This is a genomic window from Novosphingobium sp. BL-52-GroH, from assembly GCF_044813085.1.
GTDB lineage: Bacteria > Pseudomonadota > Alphaproteobacteria > Sphingomonadales > Sphingomonadaceae > Novosphingobium.
Window position 1 is genome coordinate 1,769,643 of the sequence record NZ_CP171152.1, and the last position, 21,069, is coordinate 1,790,711.

The 21,069-nt window shown below is 67.7% G+C and carries 23 protein-coding genes and 1 pseudogene; 8 read left to right on the forward strand and 16 right to left on the reverse strand.

What is annotated here, in order from left to right:
• Positions 1-205 precede the first annotated feature (205 nt).
• The gene (locus tag ACFFDA_RS21085; RefSeq protein WP_404482740.1) at positions 206-805 is read left to right on the forward strand and encodes an Arm DNA-binding domain-containing protein; all 600 of its coding nucleotides are present in this window, start codon (positions 206-208) and stop codon (positions 803-805) included.
• Here ACFFDA_RS21085 and ACFFDA_RS21090 read toward each other — a convergent pair.
• Positions 700-1,623, reverse strand: a pseudogene (locus ACFFDA_RS21090) (IS3 family transposase); the annotation flags it as partial. The gene ACFFDA_RS21085 and the pseudogene ACFFDA_RS21090 overlap by 106 nt on opposite strands.
• A gap of 743 nt (positions 1,624-2,366) precedes the next feature.
• Here ACFFDA_RS21090 and ACFFDA_RS21095 point away from each other — a divergent pair.
• Positions 2,367-2,591 carry a hypothetical protein gene (locus ACFFDA_RS21095; RefSeq protein WP_404482741.1) on the forward strand — a complete coding sequence of 75 codons (225 nt, stop codon included), beginning with the start codon at positions 2,367-2,369 and terminating at the stop codon, positions 2,589-2,591.
• Between the two features lie 27 nt (positions 2,592-2,618).
• Positions 2,619-2,966 carry a hypothetical protein gene (locus ACFFDA_RS21100; RefSeq protein WP_404482742.1) on the forward strand — a complete coding sequence of 116 codons (348 nt, stop codon included), beginning with the start codon at positions 2,619-2,621 and terminating at the stop codon, positions 2,964-2,966.
• Here ACFFDA_RS21100 and ACFFDA_RS21105 read toward each other — a convergent pair.
• The gene (locus ACFFDA_RS21105; RefSeq protein ID WP_404482743.1) at positions 2,929-3,528 is read right to left on the reverse strand and encodes a hypothetical protein; all 600 of its coding nucleotides are present in this window, start codon (positions 3,526-3,528) and stop codon (positions 2,929-2,931) included. The genes ACFFDA_RS21100 and ACFFDA_RS21105 overlap by 38 nt on opposite strands.
• On the opposite strand from ACFFDA_RS21105, the gene ACFFDA_RS21110 reads away from it, so the two are divergent.
• Entirely contained in the window at positions 3,527-4,372 is an 846-nt protein-coding gene (locus tag ACFFDA_RS21110; RefSeq protein ID WP_404482744.1) for an SDR family NAD(P)-dependent oxidoreductase, read from the forward strand. The genes ACFFDA_RS21105 and ACFFDA_RS21110 overlap by 2 nt on opposite strands.
• Here ACFFDA_RS21110 and ACFFDA_RS21115 read toward each other — a convergent pair.
• Entirely contained in the window at positions 4,282-5,172 is an 891-nt protein-coding gene (locus ACFFDA_RS21115; protein ID WP_404482745.1) for a DMT family transporter, read from the reverse strand. The two genes, ACFFDA_RS21110 and ACFFDA_RS21115, sit on opposite strands and share 91 nt — an antisense overlap.
• 23 nt (positions 5,173-5,195) lie before the next feature.
• Positions 5,196-6,191, reverse strand: a complete 996-nt coding sequence (locus ACFFDA_RS21120) for a threonine aldolase family protein (RefSeq protein WP_404482746.1) — start codon at positions 6,189-6,191, stop codon at positions 5,196-5,198.
• A gap of 69 nt (positions 6,192-6,260) precedes the next feature.
• Here ACFFDA_RS21120 and ACFFDA_RS21125 point away from each other — a divergent pair, with 69 nt between their 5' ends.
• Positions 6,261-6,551, forward strand: coding sequence for a GNAT family N-acetyltransferase (locus tag ACFFDA_RS21125; protein WP_404482747.1), 291 nt, complete (start codon positions 6,261-6,263; stop codon positions 6,549-6,551).
• Between the two features lie 24 nt (positions 6,552-6,575).
• Here ACFFDA_RS21125 and ACFFDA_RS21130 read toward each other — a convergent pair whose 3' ends face one another.
• Positions 6,576-7,586 (reverse strand): CorA family divalent cation transporter, encoded by a 1,011-nt coding sequence (locus ACFFDA_RS21130; RefSeq protein ID WP_404482748.1) that lies wholly within the window; start codon positions 7,584-7,586, stop codon positions 6,576-6,578.
• An 88-nt stretch (positions 7,587-7,674) separates the two neighbouring features.
• Between ACFFDA_RS21130 and ispG the strand changes: the two genes are divergently transcribed.
• The gene (gene ispG, locus ACFFDA_RS21135; protein ID WP_404479259.1) at positions 7,675-8,808 is read left to right on the forward strand and encodes a flavodoxin-dependent (E)-4-hydroxy-3-methylbut-2-enyl-diphosphate synthase; all 1,134 of its coding nucleotides are present in this window, start codon (positions 7,675-7,677) and stop codon (positions 8,806-8,808) included.
• Positions 8,809-8,865: 57 nt separating this feature from the next.
• Here ispG and ACFFDA_RS21140 read toward each other — a convergent pair whose 3' ends face one another.
• The 11 genes from ACFFDA_RS21140 to glmM all read right to left on the reverse strand — a co-directional run bounded on the left by ACFFDA_RS21140 (position 8,866) and on the right by glmM (position 18,764).
• A complete protein-coding gene (locus ACFFDA_RS21140) occupies positions 8,866-9,378 on the reverse strand; it encodes a GNAT family N-acetyltransferase (RefSeq protein WP_404479260.1) in 513 nt (170 codons plus the stop codon).
• A gap of 42 nt (positions 9,379-9,420) precedes the next feature.
• Positions 9,421-9,888 carry a GNAT family N-acetyltransferase gene (locus tag ACFFDA_RS21145; RefSeq protein WP_404482818.1) on the reverse strand — a complete coding sequence of 156 codons (468 nt, stop codon included), beginning with the start codon at positions 9,886-9,888 and terminating at the stop codon, positions 9,421-9,423.
• 4 nt (positions 9,889-9,892) lie between these two features.
• The gene (locus tag ACFFDA_RS21150) at positions 9,893-10,819 is read right to left on the reverse strand and encodes an RDD family protein (RefSeq protein WP_404479261.1); all 927 of its coding nucleotides are present in this window, start codon (positions 10,817-10,819) and stop codon (positions 9,893-9,895) included.
• Positions 10,816-11,847 (reverse strand): stage II sporulation protein M, encoded by a 1,032-nt coding sequence (locus tag ACFFDA_RS21155; protein WP_404479262.1) that lies wholly within the window; start codon positions 11,845-11,847, stop codon positions 10,816-10,818. Before ACFFDA_RS21155 ends, ACFFDA_RS21150 begins: the two co-directional genes overlap by 4 nt.
• Complete coding sequence (locus ACFFDA_RS21160) at positions 11,844-13,181, reverse strand: DUF58 domain-containing protein (protein WP_404479263.1); 1,338 nt, start codon at positions 13,179-13,181, stop codon at positions 11,844-11,846. The genes ACFFDA_RS21155 and ACFFDA_RS21160 overlap by 4 nt, the downstream gene beginning before the upstream one ends.
• A gap of 130 nt (positions 13,182-13,311) precedes the next feature.
• A complete protein-coding gene (locus tag ACFFDA_RS21165; RefSeq protein WP_404479264.1) occupies positions 13,312-14,301 on the reverse strand; it encodes an AAA family ATPase in 990 nt (329 codons plus the stop codon).
• Complete coding sequence (locus ACFFDA_RS21170; RefSeq protein WP_404479265.1) at positions 14,298-15,617, reverse strand: DUF4350 domain-containing protein; 1,320 nt, start codon at positions 15,615-15,617, stop codon at positions 14,298-14,300. Before ACFFDA_RS21170 ends, ACFFDA_RS21165 begins: the two co-directional genes overlap by 4 nt.
• A complete protein-coding gene (locus ACFFDA_RS21175; RefSeq protein WP_404479266.1) occupies positions 15,614-16,249 on the reverse strand; it encodes a hypothetical protein in 636 nt (211 codons plus the stop codon). Before ACFFDA_RS21175 ends, ACFFDA_RS21170 begins: the two co-directional genes overlap by 4 nt.
• Before the next feature lie 135 nt (positions 16,250-16,384).
• Positions 16,385-17,149 carry a bifunctional hydroxymethylpyrimidine kinase/phosphomethylpyrimidine kinase gene (thiD, locus tag ACFFDA_RS21180; protein WP_404479267.1) on the reverse strand — a complete coding sequence of 255 codons (765 nt, stop codon included), beginning with the start codon at positions 17,147-17,149 and terminating at the stop codon, positions 16,385-16,387.
• A gap of 44 nt (positions 17,150-17,193) precedes the next feature.
• Positions 17,194-17,421 (reverse strand): DUF1272 domain-containing protein, encoded by a 228-nt coding sequence (locus tag ACFFDA_RS21185; protein ID WP_404479268.1) that lies wholly within the window; start codon positions 17,419-17,421, stop codon positions 17,194-17,196.
• On the reverse strand, positions 17,421-18,764 hold the full coding sequence (glmM, locus tag ACFFDA_RS21190) for a phosphoglucosamine mutase (RefSeq protein WP_404479269.1): 1,344 nt from the start codon (positions 18,762-18,764) through the stop codon (positions 17,421-17,423). Before glmM ends, ACFFDA_RS21185 begins: the two co-directional genes overlap by 1 nt.
• 312 nt (positions 18,765-19,076) lie before the next feature.
• On the opposite strand from glmM, the gene ACFFDA_RS21195 reads away from it, so the two are divergent.
• Positions 19,077-20,354, forward strand: coding sequence for a dicarboxylate/amino acid:cation symporter (locus ACFFDA_RS21195; protein ID WP_404479270.1), 1,278 nt, complete (start codon positions 19,077-19,079; stop codon positions 20,352-20,354).
• Between the two features lie 81 nt (positions 20,355-20,435).
• On the forward strand, positions 20,436-21,026 hold the full coding sequence (locus ACFFDA_RS21200; RefSeq protein WP_404479271.1) for a flavin reductase family protein: 591 nt from the start codon (positions 20,436-20,438) through the stop codon (positions 21,024-21,026).
• Positions 21,027-21,069: the final 43 nt, after the last annotated feature.

A 21,069-nucleotide genomic window follows, 5' to 3' on the forward strand; every position in this document is an offset into this window, starting at 1 on the left:
AATTGTATTCCCGCTACCGAACCGAACCCGGCCACGCAAGAAATCGCGCTAGATCAACAGGGTACACTCAGACCCGGCTCGCAGGTCTGGCAGTCTCCCGCTACCCGCTCCAATTCTCGATCTCACCACATCCTATACAGCTTTGTAAACCGCTGAATTCTGCTGTATTTCGGGTCATCCGGTTCGTGAAGTTTCGCGTCGTTTCATGGCAGCTCTCGAAGCTTGGGGGCCTTTTGGCGGAAATAATGAGCCGATTTTTGACCGGGGCCCCCGCGTGGGGGCCTCGCCGAGGAAAGGCCAAACTTATGCCCTTAACCGACGTTGCGATTCGGAATGCAAAGGCAAAAGACGAGTTCTAAAAAGTCAGCGATATGCTGGGCCTGTTCCTGCTGATCTCACCTTCAGGCTCCAAACTGTGGAAGATGAAATATCCCTTCAAGAGCATCGAAAAGAAGCTGACTTGGGCGAATACCCTCGGGTAAGCCTACGAGACGCGCGAAAGCAGCGAGACGTTGCCCGAGACATGCTCGCGGAAGGCAAAGACCCCTCTGCGCGAAAAGCTCGGAGGGCAAGCGCTTGCGACCAACACGTTCACCATAATCGCCCAGGAATATTGCAACAAGCGGCGCGCGATGGTGACAGAGCATGGGCCCCCGCAACGGCAACGCGAACCTTGCAACTGGCCAGCGCCACTTTTCGCTACCCCGTGGTGACGGCTCGGTTGAAGTCCGACAAAATCTGCTGCCGTTCGAACTGGGCGGGTGACAGCATCCCGTTCCTGACCTGCTTGCGCACCGGGTTGTAGAACATCTCGATGTAATCGAACACGTCCTGCCGGGCTTCCTCGCGTGTTTTATAGGTGCGGCGCCGAATGCGCTCACGCTTGAGCGAGGAGAAGAAACTCTCGGCGACGGCGTTGTCATGGCAGTTGCCGCGCCGGCTCATCGAATGCTCAAGATCGTGAGCCCGAATGAAGGCCGCCCAGTCCATGCTGGTGAACTGCGAGTCCTGATCCGAATGGATCAGCACCCGCTGCTTCGGCTTGCGCCGCCATACAGCCATGCGCAGCGCTTGCAGCACCGCATCGGTGGTCTGCCTGCTCTGCATCGACCAGCCCACCACGCGGCGGGAATAGAGATCAATCACAACGGCCAGATAAGCAAAGCCCTCCAGGGTGCGGATGTAGGTGATGTCGGTCACCCAGGCCCTGTCGGGGGCAGCGACGTCGAACTGCCGGTCCAGAGTATTGTCGACCGCCAGGGATGGCTTGCCGCCATAGCTCCCCGGTCGACGCTTGTAGCCGATCTGCGCCTTGATACCTGCCAGCCTCGTCAACCGGGCAACACGGTGCGGGGAGCAGGTCTCACCCTGATCCAGTAGGTCGTCGTGCAACTTGCGGTAGCCATAGACTTTGCCGCTGTCGTTCCAGGCTTGCCGGATCAACTTCGTCTGCCGAACATCTTCCCGGGCACGTTGGCTCAGCGGGTTCTTCTGCCAGGCATAGAAGCCGCTGGGCTGGATGCGCAGGCACCGACACATCGATCGAACCCGGAACTGGTCACGATGCTCGGCAACAAATGCGTATCTCACTTTGCATCCCTGGCGAAATACGCGATGGCTTTCCTAAGAAACAGCTGTCTCGGGCTCTGACTGCAGTTCCTGGAGTGAGAAGCCGAATGCCTTGGCGCAGCGCTCGAGATTGCCGATTACCCGGCAGCAGGCCAAGACGAAGGCGGCCTCGTTTTATCGCTCGCGGAATGCCTGACAGGTCCCCTGGGGCTCGCTCTTCGTCAAGGCGAAGCCAAGCGCTGTTTACGATCGACCATAAAACGGTCCGCGCGCATCCAATGGCTCGATGAGAACGAGGCGCAGTTTGTACCGAAGGTCGATGGTTTCCTTTTGCATCCCCTCCTGGAGGTCATGTCGCACAAGCTCTTCCGGATTGCCCGGCGACCACTGACCGCGAGGGAACTATTGGCTGTCCTGCCAATAACAAACAAGGAACGCCTCCGCTGGACCAAGGATAGCAAGCTGATGCAGCAGGGCACGGCCTAGATGAAGCGAGGGCAGGCCATATCCGTGACGACATACGCAATCGGCCCTGTGGAAGCCCTGCTCGCCGATCCGGAAGAAGTCGAGCGCTGGCGAGCCCGTGAGCTCTGGCTCGAAACCCATTGCTGCTAAGCGGCTCGGTGAGGGGCAGCCGAAGGAGTGTGGGGGCATGCTGTTGGTCTCGATCGGCCCGAGTTTCTCGACGTCCGCCCTTACTGACCGCATTACGTCCAGGAAGGCTTCGTCCTGGTCCGGCCATTGTGTCACTGAGCGCCGTCTGTCGGCGTTGCCATCAGTTTGCCAAAGGGCGCCCCATGCCAATCGCAGGGGCGAAGGATGACAGGTATAACGGCTGCTTGTTCGGCGTGGTGCCGGCGCCCCGCGATGCGGTGGCCGAAAGCGTCGAAGGGTGTCTGTCGGAAGGCAGGTTCGATGCAAGGCGGCGTAAGGTTTTCGATCTGCTCGGGCTTGATGCCGAAACGCCGACCGTCAGCGGCAGCGATCTGGACGGGCACGGCATATGCGACCTGCTGATCTAGCTGATCGCGCTGGACGATGCCGCCGTCATGACTGTGCTTGCCGTGGTCATGGGCGAAACGCTCGACGTGGGCACGGGTCTGATCGAACTGCTTGGTCAGCACATGGTCGTGACCATGGACGACGTCTATCAGGCGAACGATGTCCTGCTCGACGCAGTCGGGGACCGCGAGGTCACCCGCGACGACCAGGCCCGCCGCGATCGTCGCGATCTTGCTTTCGAGCTTTCCGGCTTCGTCATCCCTCTAGATTCTCTTGGGGCCATCGCCTTTTTCGGACTGTTCATGGCGCTGTGTGAGAATGCTGCGGTAGCTGCAGTGCTGGCGCAGTCGTCGAACGTCAAGCACGCGATGCTGGGCGAGCCGCTGCTGTTTTAAGGACTCGCACTCGTCGGGGTGATCTTCGGCCATCCCCGGTTCTATCTACTGTTGCTTGCGAGCGGTTGTTGTTGGCGATCGCCATGAGCGCAAACGCCGTCGACTCCGTTTCGACCGAATTCATTTCGTTGAATTCCTTGTTGAACGTCCAAGCGAAATGGGTTTCTGACGGCCAGATCGCCCCTTCCTTCTCGGCGGGAAAGCCGCTGTGCTCCCACTTGGTCGTGACTTCGGCCTTCAGCCCGCGCACCGCGCGGGGATTACCTGCCTGGGCCGCCGCAGGCCGAGCTTCCGTCGCATCCGGGCGCATCTGGTCGCCCTGCCCGGGGGAGCCGTGAACCGCCGTGCTTGCGGCGAGCAAAGCGAAGCACGGCACAATCCGGCACGAACCACCTGATTTCATGATATTTTTCCGAATCTTGTTGGGAAGCGGCCAGTCTATCGACAAGTCGGATGCATGGGTATGGCAAGAATGCGGGTCGACATGAATTTGGGTCGGTTCGAGCCACTCCTGCGAGAGACGCTTTCGCGAATGCACGATGCGGTCTAGGACCTCGCCCATGCCTCGCCTGTTCATCTTCGGCCTCGGTTACACCGCGCACTTCGTTGCGGCCCGCTTCGAGGCCCGGGGCTGGGAAGTGATCTCGACCGGCCGTGAGGGCACTCTCGCCTTCGACGACGAGGGCAACGTCCGCGTGGCGCTGGCCGATAGCGACCATGTGCTTTCGTCGGTGCCGCCGGGTCGCGAGGGGCGGGGCGAACCGCTCGATCCGGTGCTCGACCGCTACGGCGATGCGCTGCGCGGCACGCCGTTGTCCTACCTCTCCTCCACCGGCGTCTACGGCGACACCGGCGGCGCCTGGGTCGACGAGAGCGCCCCCACCGGCGCGGGCCGCCGCACCGCCCGGGCCGAGGCGGATGCGGCGTGGCTGGCTCTGGGCGCGCGGGTCCATCGCCTGCCCGGGATCTATGGCCCCGGCCGCTCGGTGTTCGATCGCCTCGCGCAAGGCCGCGCGCACCGTATCGACTTGCGGGACCAGGTGTTCAGCCGCGCCCACGTCGAGGACATCGCCGCGGGCGTGCTGGCCGGGCTCGATGCCCCGGCCGGTGCCTACAACCTCGCCGACGATCTGCCCTGTTCGCAGAACCAGCTGGTGGAGGAAGCCTGCCGCATCGCCGGCATCGCGCCGCCGCCGCTCCAGACGCTGGAGGAAGCCGGCCTCTCGCCCATGGCCCAGGGCTTCTATGCCGAGAACCGCCGCGTCGCCAATGGCAAGGCCCGGCGGGTGCTGGGCTGGCGGCCCCGCTATCCCACTTACGTCGAGGGCTTGCGCGCGCTCAGCGCCACGACGAGCCCCGCCGTCGCCAGCGCCGCTCCGGCACCTGCGAGCAGCGACCAGCAGTAGCCTTCCAGGAACGTCGAGAACAGCATGGCGACGACCACCACCGCGACGCCGTTATAGGCCGCCCTGCCCGCGCCGAGCTGGCGGACCAGCGTGTAGTAGAGGGGGAACGTCACCACCGAGCCGATCATCGCGAGATAGGCGGTGCCCAGCCAGTAGGCGGCGTCGGTCGGCAGGACCGGAGGCCCCGCCGTCGCGAAGGCCACCGCTGCGTCGCACAGCGCGCCATAGAGCATCGCCCAGGCCAGCAGGCTCACCATTGGCAGCCGGCTGCCGACCTCGTTGGCCTGGATCACGTTCGAGACCGAGGCGCAGAGCGTCGCCACCAATGCGAAGACGACGCCAAGCAGCACCTGGCCGCCGACCGGCGCCATCCGCGATTCGTTGAGCAGCAGCAAGGCGATCCCGGCGATGGCGATCGCGCTGCCCCCTGCGAAGCGCGGCAGGATCGGCTGCCTGAGCAAGACCCGCGCCAGCACCGCATTGGGCACCAGCATCAGCGCGATCATCAGCGCCACGATCCCCGAGGTGAGGTGGAGTTCGGCACGGTAGACGAAGTTGTAGTTGCCGCAGAACTGCGTCAGCCCGACGAGGAACGCCAGCCGGTGGCCGTCCGCCCCCAGCTTAAGGGACTTGCCCATGACCGCCGCCACGGCGAACATCGCCGGCGTCGCTAGCACGAAGCGCCAGGTCACCGACCAGCTCGCGGGGACCGTGCCGATTTGGCCGGTGATGACCCACCAGGTCGATCCCCAGATCAGCACCACGAGCAGGAACGGCAGCGCCACCGCGGGGCGCAGCATCGAAGGCTCTCCTGCCGGTGCCGTCATAGCCCGGCGATCGCCGCCGCCAGCGCTGCCACGTGCTCGGCTTGGGCATCCCACGAAGTCACCAGGCGCGCGGCGTCCGGGCCCCAGTCGTAGAAGGCGAAACCCGCTGCGCGCAGGGCTTCGCGCTCGGCGAGGGTGCAGGTGAGGAACACCTCGTTCGCCTCGACCGGATGGAGCAGGCGGTCCCGCGCGGAGGCGGCGATCCCGGCGGCGGCGGCATTGGCGGCGCGGGCGTTGGCGATCCACAGGTCGCCTTCCAGCATCGCCAGGATCTGCGCGGCCATGAAGCGGCCCTTGGACTGCAGGTGGCCCGCGCGCTTGCGGCGATAGCGGATCGTGCGCGCCGCCTCGACGTCGAAGAAGACAATCGCCTCGGCCCCCATGGCCCCGTTCTTGACGAAGCCGAAGCTCAGCGCGTCGACGTCGCCGGCGGCTTCGGCGGGTGAGCAGCCGAGGTGCGCCACGGCGTTGGCGAAACGAGCGCCGTCCATGTGCAGGCCGAGCTTGCGAGACCTGGCGAAGGCCGCGATGGCGGCGACTTCGGCGGGCCGGTAGACGCAGCCGTACTCGCTCGCCTGGGTAATCGAGATCGCATGCGGCTGGACCTGGTGGACGTCGTCGCGGATCGGGTCGACCACCGCCGCCAGCGTCTGCGGCGTCACTTTGGCGCTCTCCCCATCGGCCAGCAGCAGCTTAGCGCCGTGGAGGAAGAAACCGGGCGCGCCGGCCTCGTCCATCTCGATATGCGCCTCGCGATGACACACCACGGCCCCGTGCGGGGGCGCCAGCGCTGCGAGCGCGAGGCAGTTGGCCGCCGTGCCGGTCGCCACCCACAGCACTGCGCACTCGCGTTCGAACAGGTCGGTGAACGCGGCGTCGAGGCGGCGGCTTAGCGCATCGCCGTCGTAGGGCGCGTCGGGCGCGTCTGCCGCCATCATCGCCTTCCAGACGGAGGGATGGACGGCGGCGGCATTGTCGGAGGTGAACTGCATGACCATATGCCCTGCGAGCGCACGCCCCCGGCGTCAAGCGCCTGCACAATACAACGAGGAGAACCGTCCATGGTCGGCGTCACGATTACCAAGCACGAGACTGGACAGGCCGGCGAATACCAGGCCCACGTCGCCGACAGCGACCAGATCGGCCGCCTGACCTGGACCGAGCGCGATGGCGTGCGCTACGCCGAGCACACGCTGGTCCCTTCGGCCATCGGCGGTCGCGGCGTGGCGGGACGGCTGGTCGAGGCGATGGTCGCCGACGCGCGCGAGAACGGCTTCCGGATCGCGCCGCTGTGCAGCTACGTCGACGTCGCCTTCAAGCGCCACCCGGACTGGGCGGACGTCAGGGCCTGAGATCAGCGGCGGCCGATCCGGGCCTCAGAACCACTTGAGCCGGCGCAGCAGCAGGATCTCCACCACCAGGATCGCCCCGCACAGGCCGGATACGATCCAGAAGCCGTTCGAACCGGCCTGGGCCAGCGGAATGTCGCCGACGTTGATGCCCAGCAGCCCGGTGATGAAGGTAAGCGGCAGGAATATCCCCGCCACCACCGCGAGCACGTACTGGGTCCGCTGGGTATTCGCGGCGGCGCGGGCGCGCATGTCGTCCTGAAGGACCAGCGCCGATTCCTTGCTGATGTCGAGGTCGTCGAGATAGCGGCGCAGGCGCGCGATGGATTCGGCGATCTCGCGGCGGTCGTGGTCCTCGAACCAGCCTGGAGCGCCGCTGGAAATGGCGATCAGCGCCTCGTGCTGGGGCGACATGTGACGCTTGAGGGCCAGGCAGTTGCGGCGGATGGTCGCGATCTTGTCGAGCGTATCGACCGGATCGTTGCCGGCCGTCTCGTCCTCGATCTCATCGATCATCGCGTTCATGTCGACGATGGCGTGGCTCATGCGGTCGATCAGGTGCTCGGTGATCGCGGTGACGAGCGAGCCGGCGTCGACCGGGCCTATCCCCCCATCGAGTTCGTTGCAGACCAGCCGCGGCGTCTGCAACGGCGCCCGGCGCAGTGTCACCACGCGCCGGCCGTCGCTCCACACCTGGATTGAGAGCATGTCCTCGGGCGCGGCGCCGGGGTTGAAGTTGATCCCGCGCAGCGTGGCGACGAGCGCCTGCCCCTCGCGGAAGGCGCGGGGGCGGGTCGCGTCGCTGGTGAGCAGTTCGGCCGTCGGCTCGGGAATGGCGAGCCGCTCCTGCAGCCAGCCCTCGACGCCCGGATGCGTGCGCAGCAGGTGTATCCACAGGACTTCACCCTCGCGCGAGGGCTGCCAATCCTGCGCCTCGACCCAGCCGATCGCCCGCGCGCCGCCTTCGCCGTCCAGGACCCGGCCGAACAGCAGGGGCAGTTCGCGGTGCTCGTCGTCGGTCAGCATTTCGTCGATCATGGCGCCTCAATGCCGCAATTGCCGGGCAGGTGAAAGGTGATGCGGGAATCGGCTTCATTCCGTCACGCCGAAGGCCTATAGGAGCGCCATGTCTTCCATCCGTCCCTGGCGCGACATCGAGCGCCGCAAGAGCCGCCAGATCATGGTCGGCGCCGTCCCCGTCGGCGGCGATGCCCCGATCACGGTGCAGACCATGACCAACACCCTCACGTCCGACGCCGGCGCCACGATCGACCAGATCCGCCGCTGCGAGGACGCGGGCGCCGACCTCATCCGCGTCTCGTGCCCGGACGTCGAAAGCACCGCCGCCTTCCGCGAGATCGTCCGTGCCGCGCGGGTGCCGCTGATCGCCGACATCCATTTCCACTACAAGCGCGCCCTCGAGGCGGCCGATGCCGGCGCTGCGTGCCTGCGCATCAACCCCGGCAACATCGGCTCGGCCGAGCGCGTTGCCGAAGTGGTCCGCGCCGCCAAGGCCAACGGCTGCGCCATCCGCATCGGCGTCAACGCCGGCAGCCTGGAGCGACACCTCCTCGAAAAGTACGGCGAGCCGTGCCCCGAAGCGCTCGTCGAATCGGCGCTGGACCACATCAAGCTGCTGCAGGACCACGACTTCCACGAATACAAGGTGGCGGTGAAGGCCTCCGACGTGTTCCTCGCCGTTGCCGCCTACCAGGGCCTCGCCGACGCGGTGGACTGCCCGCTGCACCTCGGCATCACCGAGGCGGGTGGCCTCATCGGCGGGACGGTCAAGTCCTCGATCGGCATGGGCATGCTGCTGTGGTCGGGCATCGGCGACACCTTGCGCGTATCGCTCTCGGCCGAGCCCGAGGAGGAAGTGCGCGTCGGCTTCGAAATGCTGAAAGCGCTGGGCCTGCGCACCCGCGGCGTGCGCGTCGTCTCTTGCCCCAGCTGCGCACGGCAGGGCTTCGACGTGATCCGCACCGTGGAGGCGCTGGAAGAACGCCTGCAGCACATCAAGACCCCGCTCTCGCTGTCGGTCCTCGGCTGCGTCGTCAACGGCCCCGGCGAAGCGCGCGAGACCGACATCGGCCTGACCGGCGGCGGCAACGGCAAGCACATGGTGTACCTGTCGGGCGTGTCCGATCACACCATCCAGAGCGAGACCATGCTGGAACACATCGTCAGCCTCGTCGAAGCCAAGGCGGCCGAGATCGAGGCGGCGGAAGCGCAGGCGCAGGCAGCCGTCGCGGCGGAGTAGCGGATCCTTCGCTTGGGGGTAATCGCGGATTGTATCGTCGTCGGGGGCATCCCGCCTTCAGATCACTTTCGCGAAGAGAAACTCCTCGTCGCGCTGGTCGCCGACCATGAAGTGGATGTCGGCGACCTTGCCGAAGCCGTAGCGGGCATAGAACTTCTGCGCCCCGGGGTTGTCGGAATAGACCGAAAGCTGGACCTCGTCCGCTCCGAAGGATGTCGCTTCCGCCATCGCCCAGTCCATCAGCCCGGCGCCGATGCCGCGCCCGGTGGCCTCGGGATCGGTGTAGAGCTGCTTGAGTTCGATCACCGTTGCGCCCCGCGCGTGGTCGGGCCAGCCGCACTCCATCACCAGCTTGCAGAAGCCCAGCAGGCGACCGTCTTCCTCGGCCAGCATGATGCGCAACCTGGGGTCGGCGATTTCCCCGGCGACCTTGTCCGTGCTGTGCGATCCCTGGAGGAACGAAGCGAGGTCTTCGGGACGATAGAGGTGGCCGAACTTGGCGACGAAACTGCGGGCGCCAAGCTCGGCGAGCGGGGCGGCATCGGCGGCCGCGGCAAGACGAAGATCCATGGCCGAACTTATGCCGGCCCGCGCCCACGCGTCAATCGCCGCTCACAGCGCCCGCGTCATGCACATCGAGAACGCGTCCGACACATAGTCGCCAAAGGGCGGGCATTCGACGAAGCCGTGCGCACGGTAGAGACCCTGGGCGGCCTCGAACGGCGCGGGTCGGCCGGTTTCCAGGCTAACCCGGACGTAGCCGCGTGAACGCGCCTCCTCCAGCAGGTGCAGGAGGATCGCCCTGCCCACCCCCCGGCCGCGATAGGCCGGCGCAGCGCGCATCGACTTGAGTTCGCCGTGGCCGCCGCCAAGGTGCTTGATCGCGCCGCAGCCGGCCAGCACGTCTCCGTCCCAGGCGGAGAAGAACGCGACGTCCGGCTGGCGAAGGCGCTCGGCCGGCATGGCGTGGACGCTTCCGGCCGGCGACCAGCGGTGCATCTCGCCGAGGTGATGCTGCAGTAGCGCCAGCACCGCCTCTCCGGTCAGGTCGTCGGGCACGATGCGCAGGGCCTCGATCATGGCCCTATCCGCCCGCATGCTTGTCGGCCTTGCGCTTGCCCATACGCATGCCCGCCTCCAGCCGCGCCCGTAGCTGGGTGTAGTATTCCGAAAGGAAGCCCCGTTCGTCGCCCCAGCCGTCGTTGCGGCCGATCTTGGCGGCAATGGTGTGGTAGACGGCCTCGATCGCATCGCCGCGATTTTCGCGCAGCACGCGTTCCAGCGACTGCAGTTCGAACTCGCCGTAGACCGCCAGCTCGGCTTCCTCGAAACGGTACGTTCGAGCTGGCACGGTCGCTTGCGCACTTGCGACCGTCATTGCCGCCTGCAGCTTCTGGCGTGGACGTTCCAGCACCCAGCTTCCGGCGATGATGTCCCCCGCGCGCAACCCGTCCCGGTTGAACAGGGGGAACAGCAGGAAGATGGCGAACCAGCCCGCCGCCGCCAGCCACGCCATGCCGCTGTCCGCGCCCGCCATCAGGATCAGCGGCAGCGGCAGGAACAACTCGATGTCGCGCAGCAGGTTGCGGGCGATCACCATCTCGGCAGTAAGCCGCCCACCGTCGCGCGCGGCGATGCGGATGCCGGTCAGCCGCTTGCCGGGCGTGGCCCCGCGCGGACCCAGCTCGAAGTAGAGAAAGTAGGCGTTGCGGAACAGGAACATGATGACGATCCACACGATCATCAGGAACTGCAGCGCCTGCGCCGCCGCGCCCTTGCCTTGCGCCTCGCGCATGAACTGGCCGGCGCCGCCCGCGATCTGCGCGAGCGCCAGGGTAGAGCCGATCATCAGCACGAGGATGAAGATCAGATCGAGGATCAGCGCCCCCAGCCGCGCCCCGCGTCCCGCCACCGTCACCGGGAGCGAGATGCCCTCGGGCGTGACGAGGATGCGCTGCTTGTTCCGGCTCGCACGCGGGCGGGCCCGGCGGGGGGCAGGGGCGGCGCTCACCGGCGGGCCCCGCCGCGAAACGCGAAGAAGTAGGCGCACCACAAGGCCAGCATGAAGCCGCCGATCGCGAAGCGGCCGAACGTATCGTCGACCAACTGGCGCGCGAAACCCTCGAGCAGCGCCGCGACCACCAGCATCAGCACGACCCCGGCCATCACCACCGCCGCGCGGCGCCCCGCCTCGGCCGTCGCCTGGAGGACCGGGCGGTTGCCGGGGAATGCCAGCGCGCGGCCGATGTGCAGGCCCGCCGCGCCGCTGAGCAGGATCGCGAACAGCTCGGTGGTGCCGTGGACACAGATCCAGGCGGCGAAGTCGGTCAGCAGGCCGGCACCGTGGTAGAGCCAGCCCATCGCGCCCAGCAGCGCGAGGTTGTGGATCAGCAGCAGCAGCGTCGGGATGCCGAAGGCGAAGCCAAGCGCGAAGGAGAGGATCGAGACTTGCGCGTTGTTGCTGAACAATTGCGCGGCGAAGACGCTCATGCCGTCCTGCTCCCGCTCGCCGAACAGAGTGCCGCGCAGCGCCTCGGCAGTGGCGCCGGGCACGCGGGCGCCGGCCATGTCGCGCCCCACGAGCGTGAAATACCATTCCGGATCGTGCGAGACGAGCAGCCAGCCCACCGCGACGCCTGCCACCATCACTGCAAGCGCAACGAGGATTTCGAAGCCGATGCCCCGCACCGCCGCGCTCCAGCCACCGCCGAGGAACCCGTGCAGCCATTCGGTGAGCGAGGAGCGCGGCCCGTAGACGACGAACCATGCCCGCTGCACCAGTGCTTCCAGGTAGGCCAGCGTGGCGGCGTCCAGCGAGGTCTCGCGAGCGATCGAAAGGCTGGAGGCGACGGTGCGGTAGAGCCCCGGCAGCGCCAGCAGGTCCTCGTCCGAGATGCCGCGCAACCGGCCCTTCTCCATGCGGGTGACGATGGCTTCGAGGCGGCGCCAGTCGGCCTCCCGGTCCAGGCGGAAGCGGTCGGAGCGCAGCGCGGCGATCTCGATCGCATTGCCGCCGGCATTCGACGTGACGGCGTTCATCCGATCGCTCCCGAGCGCTTGATGGCGAGATAGGCGTCAAGCAGGCGGGTGCCCACGGTCTGCCACGGGGCCTCGATCACGTCGACGCCGATCTGGCGCAGCCGGCGGGTCACGAGGTCGCGCTGGCGCAGCAGGAGGTCGGCCGAGACCGCCATCGACAGCCCTTCCATGTCTTCCGGCGCGGCGGCAGACAGGCCTTCGAGTTCGTCGTCGGCCATCGTCACGAACAACACGACGTGGCGCGAGACGAGGCGGCCGATGCTCTCGATCATGAGTTCGGCGCTGGTCGGGTCGGTGAACTCGGAGAACACCACGATCAGCGAGCGGCGCTGGAGCCGGCTGGCCAGGGTCGCCAGCGCGAGCGTGAAGTTGGGCTCCTCCGAGCGGTATTCCAGCCCGGCGGCGGCCCGCTGCAGGCGGTGGAACTCGGACGATGCGGCAATGAACGGGGTCGAGACTTCGGGCCGAGAAGCAAAACCGAACAGCGACACCCGGTCCCCGCCCTTGAGTGCCACGAACCCGGTGGCGAGCGCGGCCGACACCGCGCGGTCGAGCCGGGGCATCCCGGCGATCGGCTCGCACATCGTCTGACCGCAGTCGAAGGCGAAGACGATCTGGTTGTTGCGCTCGGTCTCGTATTCCTTGGCGTAGAGGTGGACGTGGCGAGCCGAACTTTTCCAGTCGATGCGGCGGCGGTCCATGCCCGGCTGGTACTCGGCCAGAGATTCGAACTGCGTCCCCTCACCCCGGATGCGGCGGGCGAGCAACCCGTACTGCGCGTCCTTGAGGAACGTCTGCAGGGCGGGCGAGCGGACTGCGGCGATATTCGGCCAGACGCGCACCGCCTTGTCGATATCGCCGGTGAACTGGCGCGCGCCCAGCCCCAGCGGCCCGGTCCAGCGCAGCCAGGCGCGGGTTATCCGGCCGGTGCCGCGACGGGCCGGGGTGAAGTCTCCGACGCCACTCCAGCCCTCCTCGCCCGATGCGAGCGGGAACGCCAGCCGGCCGCCGGGCGCAAGGCGCGGGTCGCATTCGAGCGCCATTTCGGCGCGCGAGGGCCTGCCGGAAAAGCGGACTTGCGCCCCGATCGCGTCGGCCGCGCCGACCTCGACGTCGCCGGGCACGCTGATGCGCAAGTCGTCCGCCCGGCCGGCCAGCAGCGCATCGACGGCGATCAGCACCAGCACCACAAGACCGACCACCGGTGCGATGATCCACAAGTCCGGCCGCGCCGCCGCGATCACCAGCGCCACCGGTGCGGCCAGCGCCAGCAGCACGGCGGCTCGGGCGGTGGGCACGAACGGGCCGCGCAAGGGGGCCGGGGCCTTGCTCATACGGCCAGCACCTTTCCAACTCTCCCCGCCTTCGCTCGTGCCGAGCGAAGTTTTGACCCGCCAGCGCCGCGTGCGGTGTCTCGACTTCGCTCCACACGAACGGAGGGAGGCGTTTCGTCCGCCATCGGGCTCAGCGCGGCGCTTCGGTCTGTTCGACGAGCTGGCGCACCAGCGCCTCGACCTGCTTGCCCTCGATCTCGGCCGCGGGGCTGAGCAGCAGGCGGTGGCGCAGGACCGAAGTGGCGAGCGCCTTCACATCGTCGGGCACCACGTAGTCGCGCCCGTCCAGCGCCGCCCGCGCCCGCGCCGCGCCGGCCAGTAGCACCGCCGCGCGCGGGCTCGCGCCCGAGGACAGGTCCGGGCTTTCCCGCGTCGCGCGCACCAGCCGCACGATGTAGTCGGTGACGCTGTCCGCCAGCTTGACCGCACCGACCGCGCGCGTCGCCGCCTCCAGTTGCGCGGGGCTGACGATCGCGGCGATGCCGACTTCCGCAGGCGTCGGAGCGCCCCGGTTCTCGCCATAACGGGCGACGATGCGCCGTTCCTCCTCCGCGCTGGGATAATCGACCAACACCTTGAACAGGAAGCGGTCGAGCTGCGCTTCGGGCAGCGGATAGACGCCCTGGCTCTCGATCGGGTTCTGCGTCGCCACCACCGTGAAGTGCGGGGGCAGCTTGTGTGCGGCGCCGTCGAGCGTAACGCGGCGTTCCTGCATGGCCTCGAGCAGCGCGGCCTGGGTCTTGGGCGGGGTACGGTTGATCTCGTCCGCCAGCAGCAGGTCGCAGAAGATCGGGCCTTGGGTCAGGGTGAACTGGCTGGTCTGGAAATTGAACAGGTTGGAGCCCAGGATATCGCCAGGCATCAGGTCCGGCGTAAACTGGATGCGCCCGAAATCGAGGCCCAGCGTCGCCGCAAAGCACTGCGCGAGGAAAGTCTTGGCCGTGCCCGGCGGTCCTTCGAGCAGGACGTGGCCGCGCGCCATCAGCGCGATCAGCAGATGGTCGATCGTCTCGGCCTGCCCGACCACGCCCTTGGCGACCTCGGCGCGGATCGCCTGCGCCACCACGGCGACGGCGGCGATCGCATCGGAAGGTCCGTCTGGAGGGAGAGTGTCGGTCATCGAATCAGCATCCTTTCGAGCGCGTGGAGATCGCGCGCGGCTTTCAGAAGGTCGTGAGGACGGCGGCCTGCACGCAGGCGGGCAGCGATTACCGAGAACGGCTCTGCATCCGGCTGGCGAGCGGCCAGCGCCCGGTCGATCGCGGCTTCGGTGCGCTCCGCCTCGGCCCCGCGCGGCAGGGCCAGCGAGAGGACCAGGCGATCGCGCGCGCGGTCGGCGTAGGGGCCGCCCAGAAGGTGCCAGCGCCGGGTGCGCCGCACGAAGCCGGCCGCGTTGCTCACCAGCGCGTGCTTGCCGAAGGCGATCACCCGGTCGGGCGCGAGCGGCGGGCCGAAGCGCAGGAAAGCCCTCCACCCCACGACCAGCGCCGCCAGCAGCAGGCACAGCGTCGCGGCGAGGAACGGCGGGGTGAACGCCAGCGTCAGCAGGTTCTGCGAGCGCGCGTAGCCCGGCAGCGTCATGTCGAAGACCACCGGATCGCCCGGCTTCAGGCCCGCCGCGCGGACCAGCGCCTCGGCCAGCCGGGCATTCTCGATCCGCGCCATGCCGTAGTTGTCGAGCAGGTCCGGCTCGAAGACCATGATCGTGGGATGGAGGTCATCGTCCTCGCCCGAATGGAGCACGCGGTCCTGCGCGATGTTCTCGAGTCCCGGATAGGAACCGCCGTCGTCCATGTAGCCAGCCAGCGTCAGCTTGCCGTCGCTGCTGGCGACGATCCGCACCAGCCCCGCGCCCGCTCCCGAGAGCACGGAGCGTCCTTCCGGCAACACGCCCGAAAGGCCCGCCCCTTGCCAGCGCGCGCGCGGCACAGGCGTGACCTGGACCGACAGCGTATCGAGGAACCCGCGCCATTCGGGCGGGGCGATGCCCGAAAGACGGACCCAGCCGGTCTTCGCCTTCTCTTCCTGTTCGCGCGAGGGCGCGGCCGCCATCCACTTGGGTGCGATGACGAGCGTGGCCCCCCGGTAGCGGCGGCGCGCGACGATCTTCTGGATCTCCTCGCCATCGGCGTAGGCAGGCGGGGTGAGCACCAGCAAGCCCGGCCGATCGAGCGCGCCTTCGTTGCGCACGCTGCTCACCGCGTAGCCGCGCCGTTCGAGGTAGCCGGCGAAAGCGGCGTAGCCGTTGAGCCCCTTGCCCTCGACATGGGCCTTGCCGTCGTTGGCCGACCCCATGCCGGTGCCGGTGGCGATCATCCACAGCAGCGCCACGAACAACAGCCCGCCCAGCACGACGATGGCCACGACGGCCCAGCGCGAGAACGGGTTGGCGCCGACGGCGATCGGGGCCGCGTTCCTTGCGTCCGCGTCGCTCATGCCCGTAGTTCGACCTTGGCGAACTGCGCATAGGCCAAGCGCGCCGCGTTCCAGTCGCCCGCGTCGAGGTCGCGCAGCGCGAAGACCGCGCGCTCGACCCGTTCGGCAATCACCGCGAAGGCACGGCGGCCGGCCTCGGGCAGCGCGGGCAGCACGGCGATCTCGCGCGCAGTGGAGGCAGCGTTCAGCCAGTCGGGCCGGGCATCGCGGATCTGGCCTACGCTGCGTCGCAACAGGAGATGCGCGGCCTCGCCGAAGCGGCCCTCGGCAGCCAGTCGGTCGGCGTCCTCGAGCAGGGCCATGGCCTCGGCGCGGTCGGGGGCCCAGTGGACCTCCTCGCTGGTGCTGGCACGGTTGCGCCGCCGGTCGAGCAGCGGTTCGACGATCATTCGCCACAGCAGGAACAGCGCCAGCCCCGCACCGATCGCGATCAGGACGTACTGAAAAATGGGCCAGGACATGCCCAGCATCCGCCCGATCGGCTCGAAGATCGCCTCGAGGAAGCGGCCCAGCGCCTTGAGCCATTCGGGTGGGCCTTGCGGGTCGGGGACCCTGGGTTCGGGAAGCGGGGCGTACTGGATGTCGGCAGCGCCGCGCACGGCCTCCCAGTCGCCGGCAGCGCTATCAGGCACCGCACTTGCGGCCGAACCCGCGCCTTGCACCCCGCCAATCGTCACCGGACCACGATTGCATGCTGCAACACGGCGCGCAAGCAGTTCAAAGAAAGGCGCCCCCCACCCGCTCGCGGCGGTGGAGGGAGAACCTCCCTACCTCACTGCATGATGACCCAGCGGGCCATGCCCTTCACCGAAACCGGGCGCCGCCAGCAACGCGGCATGCACGAAGTCGCGGGCGTCCTCGATCGCCTCGGCCAGCGGGACGCCCTGGCCCAGGAAAGTGGCGATCGCGCTCGACAGGGTACAGCCGGTGCCGTGGGTGTGGCGCGTCTCGACGCGCTGGGCGGTCCAGACCTGCGGCTCCTGACCGGGCACGACCAGCCGGTCCACCACCGTCTCGCCCGGTGCGTCTCCACCCTTCGCGATATAGGCGATGCCGCGCGCAGCCAGCGCCTCGTCGCCGCCCAACGCAGCGAGCTCGTCGACGTTGGGCGTGGTCAGGCAGGCGATGCCCATCAGCCGCTCGAACGCCGCCACGGTGGCCTCGTCGGCCAGCACCGAGCCGGCGGTGGAGATCATCACCGGATCGAAGACGATCGGCACTACTCCGATTGCGGCGACCAGCGCTTCGAGCCGGTCTGCGACGACGTGGGCGATCTCGGCGCTGCCCAGCATGCCGATCTTCACCGCATCGACCCCGATGTCGCCGATGCAGGCATCGATCTGCGCCGCCACCATCTCGGCCGAAAGCGCCTGTATCGCTGCGACGCCCGTGGAGTTCTGCGCCGTGATCGCCGTGATCGCGGTCATGGCGTAGCCGCCCAGCAGGGTGATGGTCTTGACGTCGGCCTGAATACCGGCGCCGCCCGAGCTGTCGGAGCCGGCGATGGACAGGATGCGAGGAGGCTGGTTCATTCCCGCGTCTTACGCGCTGGGGACGGGGTAAGTCGAGCCGGTCGTCAGCCCTCGAAACGCCGTACCTTGGAAGGCGGCGCCGAATCATGGTGCTTCTTCGCCCGCGTTGGCCGGTCGACCAGTTCTCCCCCGCAATTCGGGCACATGTCGTCAAGCGCCTCGGCGCAAGTCACGCAGTACGTGCACTCGAAACTGCAGATGAAGGCGCCGGGCTCCTCGGCAGGAAGATCGAGGCCACACCGCTGGCAATCGGGGCGCATTTCCAAAGCCATTATGCTGCTGCCTTTTCTACTGCATGGCAGATCGAGGCGACCGCCGCCTCGACTTCGTCGGCATCGTCGCCTTCTGCCATGACGCGGATCACGGGCTCGGTGCCCGAAGGACGGATCACCAGCCGCCCGCGCCCTTCGAGCGAAGATTGCGCATCGGCGATGGCGACCTTGACGCTATCGGCCTCCAACGGCTTGCCTCCCGCGAAGCGGACGTTGCGCAAAAGCTGGGGCACGGGATCGAACAGGTGCAGCAGTTCGCTCGCCCGCTTGCCCGACTGGACGAGCGCGGAGAGCACCTGCAGCGCCGCGACGGTGCCGTCGCCGGTGGTCGCATGGTCGAGCAGGATCATGTGGCCCGACTGCTCGCCGCCCACGTTGTAGCCGCCGCTGCGCATGCGTTCGAGCACATGGCGGTCGCCCACGGCGGTGCGTTCGAGGTTGAGGCCGATACCGCCCAGATAGCGCTCGAGGCCGAGGTTCGACATGACCGTCGCCACCACGCCGCCGCCGCGCAATTGCCCGGAGGCGGCGAACTCGCCGCCGATCAACGCCATGATCTGGTCGCCGTCGACGGTCTGGCCCTTCTCGTCCACCACGATCAGCCGGTCCGCGTCGCCGTCCAGCGCGATGCCGATGTCGGCGCCCGAGGACACCACGGTTTCCTGCAGCAGCTCGACATGGGTGGAGCCGCAGCGTTCGTTGATGTTCTTGCCGTTGGGCGTCACGCCGACCGCGACGATCTCCGCGCCCAGTTCCCAGAACGCCGAAGGGGCGACCTGGTAAGCGGCGCCATTGGCGCAATCGACCGCGATCTTGAGCCCGTCCAGCCGCACGGTCGAGGGCAGCGAGCCCTTCACCGCGTGGATGTAGCGGCCGCGCGCATCCTCGACGCGGCGGGCGCGGCCGATCTCGGGCGAGCTGGCGAGCGCGAGGTCCTCGCCCACCAGCATCGCCTCGATCGCCAGTTCGTCTTCATCGGAAAGCTTGAAGCCGTCGGGGCCGAACAGCTTGATGCCGTTGTCCTCGTAAGGGTTGTGGCTGGCCGAAATCATCACGCCGACGTCTGCGCGCAGTTCGCGTGTCAGCAGCGCGACGGCAGGCGTCGGCATGGGCCCCAGCAGCACCACGTCCATGCCCACGCTGGTAAACCCCGCGACCATCGCGTTCTCCAGCATGTAGCCCGACAGGCGCGTGTCCTTGCCGATGACAACGCGATGGCGGTGGGTGCCGCGCAGGAAGCGGGTGCCGGCGGCCTGGCCGACTTTCATGGCCGTGGCGGCGGTCATCGCCCCCTGGTTGGTGCGGCCGCGAATGCCGTCGGTACCGAAGAACTGCTTGCCCATAGCTTGTGGAAATCCCGTTTCCCGAAAAGTCTCGCGTTTCTTAAGCCACAGCCGTTACCGCGACCTGAATGCGTTGTTAAACTTCGTTCAGGAATACGCCGCGAGGTCGATTCCCGACCGATCACTAGACCCTCTCCGGCCGCATTTGAAGCACCAAGCGCCGGTCGTGTCGAGCGCGGCCGGGGCATCCTTCGCAATCGACAGTCCTCGAACTGAACGACCCCGTCCCGTTCCGTCGCGCAAGCGCTACCCCTCTCGCAACACCCCGCCGCAAATTGCCATACGCCGCGCGCCTGCGTAATGATCGGGGCAATGACCACACCTTCCCCCGCCCCCGCCAGCCCCTCTCGCATTCCCGAAATCCGCGTGCCGGGGATGCTGACGCTCGCCGGGCTCGTCGGCGGACTGCTGATCGGCCTTGCAATCGCGGGCAGACCTGCCGCCGACGCGGCACTGGCCGTGGCGGGTCCGGTTGGCTCCTTGTGGCTGCAGGGCCTGCAGATGACGATCCTGCCACTCGTCGCGGGGCTGCTGTTCTCCGGCATCGTCGCGACGGTCGCCGCCGCGCGGGCCGGGGCCATGGCGCGCCGGACCTTGGGCATCATCGTCTCGTTTCTTGCCTTCAGCGCGATCCTGGGCGCCGTGGCCATGCCGCTGCTGCTCGGGTTTTTCCCGGTGCCGGCGGGGGTCAGCTTCGTCCACGGAGCCGACCCCGGCAAAGTCCCGGGGCTGGCCGACTTCCTGTCCTCGCTGCTGCCCGACAACGTGATCTCGGCCGCGGCGGCAAGCGCGATGCTGCCGGTGATCGTCTTCGTCGCCCTCTTCGCCCTGGCCTCGACCAAACTGGCAGACGAACCGCGCCGCATGCTCGCAGTCCTGTTCGAAGCGCTCGCCGGCGCGATGATGGTGGTGATCGGCTGGGTACTGATGCTCGCGCCCTTGGGAGTCTTCGCACTCGGCCTCACGCTCGGCGTCCGAAGCGGCGGCGCCGCCCTGGGCGCGCTGGTGCACTACATCGTGCTGGTGACCGCCGTGGGCACCGTGGTGATGATCGCCGGATACGTCCTTGCCGTGACGCTTGGCCGAAAGAAGCTGAGTACCTTCGCAGCCGCCATGCTGCCCGCGCAGGTCGTCGCGATCTCGACCCAGTCGTCGATCGCCACGCTCCCGGCGATGCTTGCCTCCAGCCGCAAGCTGGAGGTCTCGCCCACGACCGCGGAATTCGTGCTGCCTCTCGCCGTGACCCTGTTCCGCGCGACCGGCCCGGCGATGAACATGGCGGTGGCGATCTACGCCGCCAAACTCGCCGGGATGGAACTGACCACCGGAGCGCTCGCTGCCGGCGCCTTCGTGGCCTTCGCGACCACGTTCGGAGCGGTCTCGCTACCCGGCACGATCAGCTTCGTATCCTCGATCGGCCCGATCGCGGCCGCCATGGGCGTACCGCTATGGCCGCTGGGGGTGCTCGTGGCGGTGGAAGTCCTGCCCGACCTCATGCGCACGCTGGGCAACGTGACCATGGACGTGGCCGTCACCAGCGCGGTCGATGCAAGCGTGGAAGAGCCGCAAACGGTTGAAACCATTCACTGAACGGCTCGCCGCAGGCAGACGCAACCGGATCGGAGGTAATTCGCTGACCCGGGGCTAATACTGCGAGAGGAGCCCCCCGCCTTGGTCACGTCGGCATTGGAACGCGCACTGGCGCCGTTCCCCCTGGAAAGCGTTCCCGCCTCCCATGCCCGCCGGTTTCTCGAACCCGGCCCGGTGGTCCTGCTCACCACCCGCCATGCCGGTAACGAAAACGTCATGGCGCTCGGCTGGCATCAGGTCCTCGAATTTTCGCCCTCGCTGGTAAGCTGCGTCGTCTCACGATCGAGCCGCAGCTTCGAGATGCTGCGCGCCTCGGGCGAGTGCGTGCTCAACGTGCCGGGAAGCGACATGCTCGACGCGGTCGTCGGCGTGGGAAACTGCTCGGGAGAGGACGTCGACAAGTTCGCCCGGTTCGGACTGGAGCGCGAGGACGCGCTCGAGGTCGATGCCCCGGCCCTGCCGCAATGCCACGCCCTGATCGAATGCCGCGTCAGCGACGACCGTGCCGTCGAACGCTACAACCTGTTCATCCTCGAAGTGCGCCACATCCGCGCCCGCGTCACCCCCAGGCCACCGGAATACGTCCACTACGTCGGCGACGGCGAGTTCATGCTTTCAGGCAAGCGCGTTTCCCGCAAACGCCTGTTCCGCCCGGAAATGCTGGGATTTTAGAGCTTGATGACATGACACTGACGCCCGTTTCGCCGTTGTGGAA

Coding starts and splice junctions, on each gene's coding strand:
- ACFFDA_RS21085 (WP_404482740.1), top strand. CDS start 206: ATGGCAGCTCTCGAAGCTTGGGGGCCTTTTGGCGGAAATAATGAGCCG.
- ACFFDA_RS21095 (WP_404482741.1), top strand. CDS start 2,367: ATGCCAATCGCAGGGGCGAAGGATGACAGGTATAACGGCTGCTTGTTC.
- ACFFDA_RS21100 (WP_404482742.1), top strand. CDS start 2,619: ATGACTGTGCTTGCCGTGGTCATGGGCGAAACGCTCGACGTGGGCACG.
- ACFFDA_RS21110 (WP_404482744.1), top strand. CDS start 3,527: ATGCCTCGCCTGTTCATCTTCGGCCTCGGTTACACCGCGCACTTCGTT.
- ACFFDA_RS21105 (WP_404482743.1), bottom strand. CDS start 3,528: ATGGGCGAGGTCCTAGACCGCATCGTGCATTCGCGAAAGCGTCTCTCG.
- ACFFDA_RS21115 (WP_404482745.1), bottom strand. CDS start 5,172: ATGCTGCGCCCCGCGGTGGCGCTGCCGTTCCTGCTCGTGGTGCTGATC.
- ACFFDA_RS21120 (WP_404482746.1), bottom strand. CDS start 6,191: ATGCAGTTCACCTCCGACAATGCCGCCGCCGTCCATCCCTCCGTCTGG.
- ACFFDA_RS21125 (WP_404482747.1), top strand. CDS start 6,261: ATGGTCGGCGTCACGATTACCAAGCACGAGACTGGACAGGCCGGCGAA.
- ACFFDA_RS21130 (WP_404482748.1), bottom strand. CDS start 7,586: ATGATCGACGAAATGCTGACCGACGACGAGCACCGCGAACTGCCCCTG.
- ispG (WP_404479259.1), top strand. CDS start 7,675: ATGTCTTCCATCCGTCCCTGGCGCGACATCGAGCGCCGCAAGAGCCGC.
- ACFFDA_RS21140 (WP_404479260.1), bottom strand. CDS start 9,378: ATGGATCTTCGTCTTGCCGCGGCCGCCGATGCCGCCCCGCTCGCCGAG.
- ACFFDA_RS21145 (WP_404482818.1), bottom strand. CDS start 9,888: ATGATCGAGGCCCTGCGCATCGTGCCCGACGACCTGACCGGAGAGGCG.
- ACFFDA_RS21155 (WP_404479262.1), bottom strand. CDS start 11,847: ATGAACGCCGTCACGTCGAATGCCGGCGGCAATGCGATCGAGATCGCC.
- ACFFDA_RS21160 (WP_404479263.1), bottom strand. CDS start 13,181: ATGAGCAAGGCCCCGGCCCCCTTGCGCGGCCCGTTCGTGCCCACCGCC.
- ACFFDA_RS21165 (WP_404479264.1), bottom strand. CDS start 14,301: ATGACCGACACTCTCCCTCCAGACGGACCTTCCGATGCGATCGCCGCC.
- ACFFDA_RS21170 (WP_404479265.1), bottom strand. CDS start 15,617: ATGAGCGACGCGGACGCAAGGAACGCGGCCCCGATCGCCGTCGGCGCC.
- thiD (WP_404479267.1), bottom strand. CDS start 17,149: ATGAACCAGCCTCCTCGCATCCTGTCCATCGCCGGCTCCGACAGCTCG.
- ACFFDA_RS21185 (WP_404479268.1), bottom strand. CDS start 17,421: ATGGCTTTGGAAATGCGCCCCGATTGCCAGCGGTGTGGCCTCGATCTT.
- glmM (WP_404479269.1), bottom strand. CDS start 18,764: ATGGGCAAGCAGTTCTTCGGTACCGACGGCATTCGCGGCCGCACCAAC.
- ACFFDA_RS21195 (WP_404479270.1), top strand. CDS start 19,077: ATGACCACACCTTCCCCCGCCCCCGCCAGCCCCTCTCGCATTCCCGAA.